The sequence below is a fragment of the Bacillus sp. LR_5 genome, assembly GCF_042709275.1.
The window spans coordinates 1-11,431 of the sequence record NZ_JAVAXX010000213.1 but is presented as its reverse complement, the minus strand read 5'-3'; the positions used below and the strand labels follow the sequence as shown (position 1 = coordinate 11,431).

Genomic DNA, 11,431 nt, shown 5'->3' with positions numbered 1-11,431 from the left:
ACCCGTTAAGTTCGTGCCGATGACTTTATCCCAATCCTTGAGCGGCATTTCGTGAGATGGTACAGGATTTTCAAGACCGGCATTATTAATCATAATATCGAGTGTACCGAACTCCTTGATTGCCGTTTGCACGATATTTTTTACATCTTCCTCTTTCGTGACATCTCCTTGGACGACAACAGCTTCACCGCCCGCCTTGATGACCTCTTCTTTTACCTCGTTTGGATCTTGTTTATTACTATAATAGTTGATAACCACTTTTGCCTGCTCCTTGCCGAAGCGAATGGCCATCGCCTTTCCGAGCCCTGAAGCAGCTCCTGTAATAGCGACGACTTTTCCTTTTAAATCCGGATACATATACATCCTCCTCCATTTGTTATGAATTTGTTTTGGCGATTCCTAAGAATACGGCGGCGGCAATAATCAGGATAATCCCGATCGCAATTGCTATTAGCTGGCGTTTCGTTTTCTTTTCACGCAGGATGAAAATACCGCCGAGCGTAGAAATGACAATTCCCATTTGTGAAAGGGAAAAGCTCGTTGCAACGCCGACTCGCGGCTGAGAAATAAACAAAAACATATTTCCGCCTGCCCAGATTAACCCTGGGAGAATATTTCTGATCGCATACTTGTTAAAGGGTTTGTGTCTATAGGTTAAAACTAACCCCCCGACCACCATGCCAATTGCCTGTGGCAGCAGCGCGGACCAGCCGGACACATTGAATAATCTAGCCACGACTACATAAACCAAATAACCAAGAGTCGAAACAAGGAGAATCAAAATGCCCTTTTTCAAATTGCTTGGCTCACCCTCTTTTTTATCATTCTTATCTTCCAAGGACGTGAGAATGATTCCCACAATGATAAAGATCAAAGCGAGAACGCCAAGCGTAATCGCAATCGGTGTTGACCATTCGCGGAACACGATCACACCGAAAAGCGAGGTGGAAACGAGCTGCATTCCTGTGGAAATCGGCATTGTTTTCGACACGCCCATCAATTGAATGCTTTTCAGCTGGTTGGCCTGTCCAAGTGACCAAAATAAGCCGGATACGATTCCAACAATAAAAATGCGAAGTGACAGAACGGGCTGAACAAAAAAGTAAATAACGATAGAAACAATGAGTGCCCCGATCGTCGTTCCCAGTGTCTGGCTGTACGGCCCGCCGCCTAATTTCACATTGAAGAGAACAATGCTCCCCCAAAACAAAGCCGGGAGAAGAGCCAATAATAAATCCATTGTTGGGGAACCTTCTTTCAAAATGTATTTGCTGTTATTTTGGCTGGAATTGTTGTGATTATTCGCCGGAACACAAAAAGAGCTGCCGGAAAATCCGGCAGCTCTCAGGAGCGTGCATTCTTTTATAAACCGATGGACAAATATTTTGTTTCAAGGTACGGCTCGATACCTTCTGAACCGCCTTCACGGCCAATGCCGCTTTCTTTCATTCCGCCGAATGGCGCTTGAACCGCTGACGGTCCGCCGTCATTCCAGCCGATAATGCCATACTCTAGATTCTCGGAAATATAGATGCCGCGGCGGTAGTTTTCTGTGAAGAAGTAAGCAGCCAAGCCATACGGTGTATCGTTGGCAAGCTGAATCGCTTCATCAATATCAGAAAACGTGACGATCGGGGCGACCGGGCCGAATGTTTCCTCATGCATGATGTTCATGGACGTATCGACATCGGTGAGCACTGTCGGATTCACAAAGTAGCACCCTTTGTCATCGTTTCGGTCATATGTGCCCCCAGCAATCACTTTCGCGCCTTTTTCAACCGCATCATCTATTTGGCTGACGATTTTTTCGAAGCCTCGTTTATTGATGATCGGTCCGACATTAACGCCTTCCTCAAGTCCATTTCCGACTTTCAGCTTAGACACTTGCTCGCTCAGTTTCGCAGCAAATTCATCCTTGATGGATTCATGAACGATCAGGCGGTTGGCACATACGCAGGTTTGGCCGGCGTTTCGGTATTTGGACGCCATCGCCTGTTCAACGGCAAGGTCAATGTCTGCATCTTCATCTACGATCAGCGGGGCGTGTCCGCCGAGTTCCATTGAGACGTGCTTCACGGTGTCCGCGCTGTTTTTCATAAGGATTTTCCCTACAGGTGTTGAGCCTGTGAACGTGATTTTGCGGATTTTCGGACTGCTTGTGAACACATTTCCGATTTCTTCTCCATCGCCGATTACAACCTGAATAACATCCTTCGGAATGCCCGCTTCATATGCGAGGCGTGCTAGTTCATAAGCAGACAGCGGTGTGTCCGGCGCCGGCTTGATGATAAATGTACAGCCAGCGGCAAGAGCAGGCGCCGCTTTGCGTGTAATCATCGCATTCGGGAAATTCCAGGGCGTGATAGCAGCAACGGGGCCGACCGGCTGGCGTGTGACAACAATTCGTTTACCCGTTGTCGGGGCCGGGACCGTTCTTCCGTACACACGCTTCGCTTCCTCTGCGAACCATTCGATATAGCCTGCGCCGTAAAGTACCTCGCCAACTGCTTCCTTGTATGGTTTTCCGTTTTCCTTTGTAATTAAATCTGCAAGCTCTTCTTTATGTTCAACAATCAGCTCATACCATTTTTTCAAAAGAGACGCTCTTTCGTTCGCTGATGTTTTAGACCACGTTTTAAACGCTTGATGTGAACGTTCAATGGCTTCTTCTACCTCTGTGGCTGATTGCTGAGGAATCGTTTTGATCTCCTCGCCCGTAGCCGGGTTGTAGACCGTTAATTGATCTGGCATATTGAACATTCCTTTCTTTTCATGATTACTTAAAATGATAGCAGACCCGGCCGTTTTCTTTCCAATGATTAAGCTCGCAGGCCCGCCTCCAAGATGCTGAGCCCTTCATTTAATAGGCTGTCTGAGATGACGAGCGGTGTCAAAAAGCGGATGATATTACCGTTAATTCCCGCTGTCAGCAAAAGTAATCCGTTTTGATTCGCATAGGCCGCGATCGCCGCTGCTTTTGCTTTATCAGGCTCACGCGTGTCTGGATCCTTGACGATTTCGATTGCGGCCATCGCCCCGAGTCTGCGGATGTCACCGATGAACGGGAATTCTTGTTTCCACTCATACGCCTTGTCTTCAATGATTTTGCCAATTTCTTCAGATCGCTCATTCAGTCCTTCGTCTTCGATAATATCCAAGACTGCCAAAGCCGCCGCGCAGCCGAGCGGGCTGCCGGCATACGTGCCGCCCAGCTCCCCTGGCGCTGCCGCATCAAGCATTTCCGCACGCCCGATCACACCGCTTAATGGCAGGCCTGCCGCAAGCGATTTAGAAACCGTGATCAGATCGGGCACTACATCAAAGTGCTCAATTGCGAAATAAGTGCCAGTTCTGGCAAAGCCGGTTTGGATTTCATCAGCAACAAAAACAATGCCGTGTTCTTTGCAGAATGAAGCGACGTGCTGTACGAACCGTTTCGAAGGAATAATAAACCCGCCTTCTCCCTGCACTGGCTCCATCACGACACACGCCACCGTTTCAGGCGCCACTGAAGCGATAAAGAAATCATTGAATGCTTGAATGGCCATATCGTCATAGCTTTCATCACTCATGCCGGCCGGCTTCTGATAATAATAAGGGAACGGCGCTTGATAAACCTCTGGCGCAAAAGGCCCGAAACCGAATTTATAAGGTTTTACCTTGCTTGTCATGCTCATCGTCATATTTGTGCGCCCGTGAAACCCGCGCGTAAACGAGACAACGCCTTGGCGCTTTGTATACTTTCTGGCGATTTTCACAGCGTTTTCGACCGCTTCTGCCCCTGAGTTAAGAAAAATCGCTTTTTTCTCATGGCTGCCCGGCGCGATGCCGCACAGTTTTTCTGCTAATTCGATATAAGTCGGGTACATCATGACATTAAAACCAGGATGAATCAGCTCCTCCGCCTGCCGCTTCACAGCCTCAACCACCTTCGGATGCGAGTGTCCGACATTTAACGTGCCGATGGCGCCTGCAAAATCAATAAATCTCCGGCCGTCCAGATCGTACAGCTCGGCCCCTTCTCCTTTGACCGCCAGACTGCGGTTGCCGTTGCTCACACCTTTTGACACAAATTGATCCCGTTTTTGCTGCCATTGTGCAGTTGTGATGCTTGCTGTTGTTTGACTCATGTGAATATCCCCCTGTCGGTATTTTCTTATCATTCTGACTTCTCTTTGGTATGATGAAAAGTACCAATTATAACTTTTTGATGGTATCAGAAGGAGAAAATACAAATGGATATCACGATTACACTCGATCGTTCAGAACAAGCCGATTATATCTATCAGCAAATTTATCAAAAGCTGAAAAAAGAAATCCTCAGCCGCAATCTGCTGCCGCACTCGAAGGTTCCCTCCAAGCGGGAGCTGGCTGAAAATCTCAAGGTCAGCGTAAATTCAGTGAATTCAGCCTATCAGCAGCTGCTGGCTGAGGGGTATTTGTACGCCATTGAACGAAAGGGTTTCTTCGTGGAGGAACTAGACATGTTTTCCGCCGAGGAGCACCCTCCATTTGCACTGCCGGATGACCTAAAAGAGATTCACATCGACCAGAGCGATTGGATATCGTTTTCACACATGAGTTCCGATACAGACCATTTTCCGATCAAAAGCTGGTTCCGCTGCGAGCAAAAAGCGGCCTCCCGCTCATACCGCACGCTCGGCGATATGTCACATCCGCAAGGGATATATGAAGTGAGAGCGGCCATTACCAGGCTCATTTCCCTGACGAGGGGTGTAAAATGCAGGCCGGAACAAATGATCATAGGGGCAGGCACACAGGTGCTCATGCAGCTATTGACTGAGCTTTTACCCAAGGAAGCCGTGTATGCGATGGAGGAGCCTGGCTACAGGCGCATGTATCAGCTTTTGAAGAATGCCGGAAAACAAGTAAAGACGATCATGCTGGATGAAAAAGGCATGTCGATTGCTGAAATCACCAGACAGCAGCCAGATGTGCTGGTGACCACCCCGTCGCATCAGTTTCCGTCCGGAACGATTATGCCTGTATCCAGAAGAATTCAGCTGCTGAACTGGGCAGCCGAGGAGCCGCGCCGATATATCATTGAGGACGATTATGATAGTGAATTCACATATGATGTAGACAGTATTCCGGCGTTGCAAAGCCTCGACCGTTTTCAAAATGTCATCTATATGGGAACCTTTTCAAAGTCCCTTCTCCCCGGCTTGCGGATCAGCTATATGGTGTTGCCGCCTGAGCTGTTGAGGACATACAAACAGCGGGGCTATGATCTGCAGACTTGCTCATCACTTACACAGCTCACCCTGCAGGAATTTATTGAGTCTGGTGAATATCAGAAGCATATAAAAAAAATGAAGCAGCATTATAAAGAAAAGAGAGAACGCCTGATCACCGCTTTAGAAGCAGAGTTCAGCGGAGAGGTAACCGTAAAAGGAGCAAATGCGGGGCTGCATTTTGTTACCGAATTTGATACCAGGCGCACCGAACAAGACATCCTGTCACATGCTGCCGGGCTGCAGCTTGAAATATTCGGAATGAGCCGATTTAACTTGAAGGAAAACAAGCGGCAAACGGGCAGGCCAGCTCTCATTATTGGTTTTGCACGGCTGAAGGAAGAAGATATTCAGGAGGGTGTGCAGCGGCTTTTCAAAGCGGTTTACGGACATAAAAAAATCCCCGTTACAGGGGATTGATTCACCAGCGGTCCTGGTCTACATTCAGCACGGCTTCAAGCAGGCCCGGAAATGCCTTTTCAAGGTCTTCAGCGCGAAGCGAATAATACCGGCGCTTTCCTTCTATCCGAACTTGAGCGATGCCCGATTCTCTCAAAACTTTAAAATGATGCGACAAAGTCGATTTGGCAACCTGCACATCTGCACAGGTGCTGCACGTTTTTTCTTTTGCTTCAGCTAATTGCTTGACGAGCTCTAAACGAAGCGGATCACTAAGTGCATGAAGAACCTTTGTCAGCTGCAATGTTTCTGTTTCTGGATGGTTTGGAATGTTCATGACACAAATGTATCACACAACAATTAGAATGACAATTTTACTATATAAGGGTTTTTCCTTTACCTCATTTAGAATACATGTTACATTTAGTTCGATGAAATTCGAACAATAAATTCGCATAACAACGGAGGAGATTTAAATGATCGTATTACAAGCTTACATCAAAGTAAAACCAGAAAAACGCGAGGAATTTTTGAGCGAGGCTCAATCACTTGTTCAGCATTCAAGAGCTGAGGAAGGCAACGCGCAATACGACCTATTCGAAAAAGTAGGCGAAGAAAATACATTTGTCATGCTTGAAAAATGGAAAGATGAAGCGGCAATGAAATTCCATAACGAAACTGCGCATTTCCAAGGGTTTGTCGCAAAAGGAAAAGAACTGCTGAGCGCCCCTCTTGATGTTGTCCGCACAGAGCTTAGCGAGTAAAGAAAGGGTGTCCCATATGAATGAAGTGATTAAATCTTTAAAAGACCACCGCTCGATTCGCAGCTACACAGATGAGCCTGTAGCTCAGGAGCAATTGGACCAAATCATTGAAGCGGTGCAATCAGCCCCTTCTTCTATCAACGGACAGCAAGTGACTGTGATCACAGTCCAGGATAAAGAGCGCAAAAAGAAAATCTCCGAGCTGGCAGGCGGCCAGCCATGGATCGATCAAGCTCCTGTTTTCCTGCTGTTCTGCGCAGATTTCAATCGGGCCAAAATTGCGCTTGAAGATCTGCATGATTTCAAAATGGAAATCACAAATGGATTGGAATCTGTTCTTGTCGGCGCAGTAGACGCTGGTATTGCCCTCGGCACAGCAACAGCAGCGGCTGAGTCACTCGGACTTGGCACAGTTCCGATCGGTGCGGTTCGCGGAAACCCTCAAGAGCTGATCGAACTGCTTGAGCTTCCAAAATACGTGTTCCCTTTATCCGGCCTTGTCATTGGGCATCCTGCCGACCGTTCAGCGAAAAAACCGCGCTTGCCGCAGGAAGCTGTCAATCATCAGGAAACTTATTTGAATCAGGATGAGCTGACGTCTCACATTCAGGCATACGACGAACAGATGTCTGAATACATGAATAAACGGACAAACGGAAAAGAAACAAGAAATTGGTCACAGAGCATCGCTTCCTACTATGAGCGCCTGTACTATCCGCACATCCGTGAAATGCTTGAAAAACAAGGATTTAAAGTTGAAAAATAAGCTCTTATTCGGCCTGTCGGATTTTCCGGCAGGCCTTTCATTTACCCGGTTAAAATCCATTGACTTCTATTTTGTTTATTTGGTAAAATTTTTTCATAGTTACTCATTGGTTTTCTGTGAACCAATGGGTTTTCTAATGTTCAAGAAAGAAGGAAGCCATGAGATGCTTGATAAAAAAACAGATATCTTGTTAGCCGCGCGAAAGCTTTTTTCGGAAAAGGATTTTACGTCGGTTTCCATGCAGGCGATCGCAGAAGAATGTAAGATGTCAAAAGCTTCGATATATAAGCTGTTCCAATCTAAAGAAGATCTGCTTTTGGAGCTGCTGTCATTTAACCAGAAGCAAATGGTGGCCGCGGCCTCAAGACTTCAGGAAAATACCGCACTTACACCGGAGGAGCGTTTGACGCAAAAGGTCAAAATGGAACTGGAGGGCTTCAGGCGGAATCAGCAGTTTTTCAATATGCTGACCTACGGAAACCCCAAGCTGCACAATGACCGGGTCAAACAGCATATCCATCAGACCAGATCGACGATTATCTGCTGGCACCGCGATTCGCTGATCCAGGCGTATGGAGAAACCATTCTCCCATTTGTGTGGGATTTGGTCATCATTCTTCATGGTATGATGCGTGAGTTTTTAATGCTGATCAAAATCGAGGAAAAACCGCTTGAGCTTGACCCGATCGCAGAGTTTATCATCAGCACCCTCAATCAGATTATCAAAAACAGGGAAACCCGCCAGTCTCTTCTTCCGCCCGAAGCCATCGAGCTTTATATTCATTCAGCATCCTCCTACAAGCCAAAGGATAAATCAGTCCTATTATCGGAAAGCCTGAAGGAATTACATAAAGGCATCTCTTCCCTGTCCGCCGCGGACTATGACGTAGATGAACTGACATCCGCAGCCGCCATGCTGGAGGAAGAAGCGAAGAAGGAAGAACCCCGCGCTTTTTTACTCAAATCACTGATTGGCTATCTGGAACAAACCAGTGTTTTAACACAGCCCGTTTCCATGTTAAAAACACTGTTAATTACTTAGAGAAAAGAAGGGATATGTATTGAACACAAGTATTGAACAAAAACCTTTTAACCGTTCTGTCATTGTCGGCATTTTGTTAGCCGGAGCGTTTGTGGCGATTTTGAACCAGACATTGTTGATTACCGCACTTCCCCATATCATGAGGGATTTCAATGTCGATGCCAACCAAGCACAATGGCTGACCACATCATTTATGTTAACCAACGGGATTTTAATTCCGATTACCGCGTTTTTAATTGAGAAATTCACAAGCCGGGCGCTGCTCATCACAGCAATGAGCATTTTCACTGCCGGAACAGTCGTCGGAGCGTTCGCGCCGAACTTCCCGGTTCTGCTGACAGCGCGTATCATTCAAGCGGCCGGAGCCGGCATTATGATGCCGCTCATGCAGACTGTATTCCTGACAATCTTTCCGATTGAAAAACGCGGCCAGGCTATGGGTATGGTCGGATTGGTCATCTCATTCGCGCCTGCGATCGGACCGACTCTTTCCGGATGGGCTGTCGAAGCTTTCTCTTGGAGATCATTGTTTTATATTATTCTTCCGTTTGCTGTGATTGATTTGATTCTTGCCAGCATCCTGATGAAAAACGTGACGACTTTAAGAAAAACACAGATTGATATTTTATCAGTCATCCTTTCAACATTTGGGTTCGGCGGCCTTCTGTACGGCTTCTCAAGCGTCGGCTCTTACGGCTGGTCCAGTTCAACCGTCTTGATTTCACTGCTGGTGGGTGTCATCGCGCTGCTCTTGTTTATCACAAGACAAATGAAGCTTGAAAAACCGATGCTGGAATTCCGCGTCTTCACGTTTGGCATTTTCAGTTTAACAACACTGCTGGGAACCCTCGTCTTTGCATTATTGATCGGTACGGAAACCATCCTGCCGCTTTATACACAAAATGTCAGAGATGTCACAGCTTTTGATACAGGGCTTATGCTCCTGCCGGGAGCCGTTGTGATGGGCTTTATGTCGCCGATTATCGGCAGAATTTTTGACCGTGTCGGCGGAAGAGGGCTGGCGATTGCCGGTTTCTGCATCATCTTCCTGACATCTCTGCCGTTTATGCAGCTGACTGACCATACGTCACTCGCTTGGATTGTCGTTTTATACACCGTTCGTCTCTTAGGCACCGCCATGATCATGATGCCGGTGACAACAGCCGGAATCAATGCGCTGCCGCGCCACTTGATTCCGCACGGAACTGCGATGAACAACACGATTCGCCAAGTCGGCGGCTCGATCGGAACCGCACTATTGGTTTCCGTGATGAGCAACCAGGCGGCACATGCAGGCACGACAAATGTAAAGCACGCCGCCCTGCACGGCATGAATGCCGCTTTTATTGTGGCTGCCGTCATTGCACTTGTCGGCTTCCTTCTCTCATTCACATTAAAGAAACCTCAGCGCCCTGCCGAACAGCAGCCGGCACGCTGATTAACAAAAAAAGAGCCCCGCTACTTAGCGGGGGCTCTTTTTGGTTTTACTTTTCTAAACCGTCTTTCACTTCTTTGATCATTTGTGCCATAGACTCAAGACCGCCTCCTGATAAGTACCAAGTAGCAGAATCAAGGTAGACGACATGATCATTTTTCACTGCGTTTACATTTTTCACATAATCATTTTCAACGACTTGTTTAGTAGATGATGTTTCACCGATCGCTGTACCGCGGTCAATGACAAACAGGTAATCCGGGTTTGTTTTTGAAATGTACTCGTAAGAAACGCTTTGTCCGTGAGTAGACGCTTTGATGTTTTTATCAGCCGGTGTCACGCCGAACACGTCATGGATCAGGCCGTATCTTGATTTAGGACCGAATGCGCTGATTTTTCCATCGTTCGCCATGATGACGAGACCGTTTTTGTTAAGCTTTTCAGCGGTTTTCTTTACATCTGCGATTGAGTGATCAATGTTTGCGAGCTCATCTTTCACTTTGTCTTCTTTATCAAAGATTTTACCGATTGTTTCAGCGTCTGATTTAAATGATTCCATGTACTTCGCTGTATCTACACCAAGGTAAATCGTCGGCGCAATTTTAGAGAATTCTTTGTAAGACTCAGATTGTCTTGCTGAAATAATGATCAGATCAGGATCTAATTCTGCCACTTTGTCGAAGTCTGGCTCTTTTAAGCTGCCGACATCAGCGTATTTGTCATCCTTGAATTTGGACAGATATTTAGGAAGGACTTGTTTCGGCAGGCCCGCTACTATATCATCAAGTCCTAGTTTATCTAATGTATCTAAGCTTCCAAAGTCAAATACGACAACTTTTTTAGGGTTCTTCGGTACTTTTGTGCCGTTTTTGTCGAGCTGGTGTTTCACTGTGATTTGTTCTTTCTTTGTATCAGAACCTTTGCTGCTTGTGCTTTGGTTTCCGCATGCAGAAATGACAACGGCAGTGACCAAAGCGATGAATAGTAACGCGAACTTTTTCATGCTCCTCACCTCTTCTATATATTAAGAAAAATAAACACCTATTCTTTGATTATCAATCGTCTGAATCGGGATGGTCATATCGTAGATTTCCTCAAGCACTGATGTTTCTATCATTTCTTCAGGCGGTCCTTCTTTAACGATTCGGCCGTTTTTCAAAGCGACGATATAGTCAGAATAGACTGAAGCAAAATTGATATCGTGAATGACGATCACGATCGTTTTTCCAAGCTCCTCTACCAGCCGTTTCAGCAGTTTCATAATTTCAACTGAGTGTTTCATATCCAGATTGTTCAGCGGTTCATCCAGAAAGATATAATCTGTGTCCTGGGCAATGACCATGGCGATAAATGCCCTTTGGCACTGTCCGCCGCTCAGCTGATCCAAGTATTTGTCTTGAATGTCTTCCAGCTTCATATAGCTAAGCGCCTGGTTGATATGAACCCAGTCTTCCTCTGTCAGCCGGCCCTGTGAGTACGGAAACCTGCCAAAACTGACGAGGTCTTTGATCGTGAGCCTGATATTGATTTGGTTCGCCTGCTTCAAAATGCTCATTTTCTTGGCAAGCTCTTTGCTGTCACATGCTCCAATCTCTTGTCCGTCTATGTAAATCTCGCCGGAATCCTTTTTGATCAGGCGGCTCATGATAGACAGCAGCGTACTTTTGCCGGCGCCGTTAGGACCGATAAACGAGGTGATTTTGCCCTTTTGAATCGTGACTGACGTCTCTTCAAGAACAACTTTCCCGCCATATTGTTTGCTTACATTTC

At 46.6% G+C, this 11,431-nt stretch carries 11 protein-coding genes and 1 pseudogene; 5 read left to right on the top strand and 7 right to left on the bottom strand.

From position 1 onward, the window contains the following. From gdh to gabT, 4 genes and pseudogenes are all read right to left on the bottom strand, one after another. Positions 1-357, bottom strand: a pseudogene (gdh, locus tag RAC86_RS28110) (glucose 1-dehydrogenase); the annotation flags it as partial. Between the two features lie 19 nt (positions 358-376). Continuing rightward, on the bottom strand, positions 377-1,240 hold the full coding sequence (gene glcU, locus RAC86_RS28105; protein ID WP_003234455.1) for a glucose uptake protein GlcU: 864 nt from the start codon (positions 1,238-1,240) through the stop codon (positions 377-379). 122 nt (positions 1,241-1,362) lie between these two features. After that, positions 1,363-2,751, bottom strand: a complete 1,389-nt coding sequence (gabD, locus tag RAC86_RS28100) for a succinate-semialdehyde dehydrogenase (protein ID WP_377886261.1) — start codon at positions 2,749-2,751, stop codon at positions 1,363-1,365. Between the two features lie 68 nt (positions 2,752-2,819). After that, on the bottom strand, positions 2,820-4,130 hold the full coding sequence (gene gabT, locus RAC86_RS28095) for a 4-aminobutyrate--2-oxoglutarate transaminase (RefSeq protein ID WP_377886260.1): 1,311 nt from the start codon (positions 4,128-4,130) through the stop codon (positions 2,820-2,822). Between the two features lie 105 nt (positions 4,131-4,235). On the opposite strand from gabT, the gene gabR reads away from it, so the two are divergent. Beyond that, positions 4,236-5,675: a MocR-like transcriptional regulator GabR gene (gabR, locus tag RAC86_RS28090; RefSeq protein WP_041850698.1), complete on the top strand. Its 1,440-nt coding sequence runs from the start codon at positions 4,236-4,238 to the stop codon at positions 5,673-5,675. A gap of 1 nt (position 5,676) precedes the next feature. On the opposite strand, the gene RAC86_RS28085 is transcribed toward gabR, so the two are convergent. Further along, positions 5,677-5,991, bottom strand: coding sequence for an ArsR/SmtB family transcription factor (locus RAC86_RS28085; RefSeq protein WP_003234476.1), 315 nt, complete (start codon positions 5,989-5,991; stop codon positions 5,677-5,679). 139 nt (positions 5,992-6,130) lie between these two features. Between RAC86_RS28085 and RAC86_RS28080 the strand changes: the two genes are divergently transcribed. From RAC86_RS28080 to RAC86_RS28065, 4 genes are all read left to right on the top strand, one after another. Next, a complete protein-coding gene (locus RAC86_RS28080) occupies positions 6,131-6,418 on the top strand; it encodes a putative quinol monooxygenase (protein ID WP_003234477.1) in 288 nt (95 codons plus the stop codon). Between the two features lie 16 nt (positions 6,419-6,434). Beyond that, positions 6,435-7,184 carry an oxygen-insensitive NADPH nitroreductase gene (gene nfsA, locus RAC86_RS28075; RefSeq protein WP_014475811.1) on the top strand — a complete coding sequence of 250 codons (750 nt, stop codon included), beginning with the start codon at positions 6,435-6,437 and terminating at the stop codon, positions 7,182-7,184. A gap of 163 nt (positions 7,185-7,347) precedes the next feature. Then, positions 7,348-8,226 carry a TetR/AcrR family transcriptional regulator gene (locus RAC86_RS28070; RefSeq protein WP_014478837.1) on the top strand — a complete coding sequence of 293 codons (879 nt, stop codon included), beginning with the start codon at positions 7,348-7,350 and terminating at the stop codon, positions 8,224-8,226. A gap of 19 nt (positions 8,227-8,245) precedes the next feature. Beyond that, a complete protein-coding gene (locus RAC86_RS28065; protein ID WP_003234482.1) occupies positions 8,246-9,664 on the top strand; it encodes an MDR family MFS transporter in 1,419 nt (472 codons plus the stop codon). A gap of 46 nt (positions 9,665-9,710) precedes the next feature. Here the strand turns inward: RAC86_RS28065 and yclQ are convergent, their stop codons facing one another. After that, on the bottom strand, positions 9,711-10,664 hold the full coding sequence (yclQ, locus tag RAC86_RS28060) for a petrobactin ABC transporter substrate-binding protein YclQ (protein ID WP_038428358.1): 954 nt from the start codon (positions 10,662-10,664) through the stop codon (positions 9,711-9,713). A 21-nt stretch (positions 10,665-10,685) separates the two neighbouring features. Further along, a partial coding sequence (gene yclP / locus RAC86_RS28055; protein ID WP_377886258.1) for a petrobactin ABC transporter ATP-binding protein YclP occupies positions 10,686-11,431 on the bottom strand: 746 nt, incomplete at its 5' end.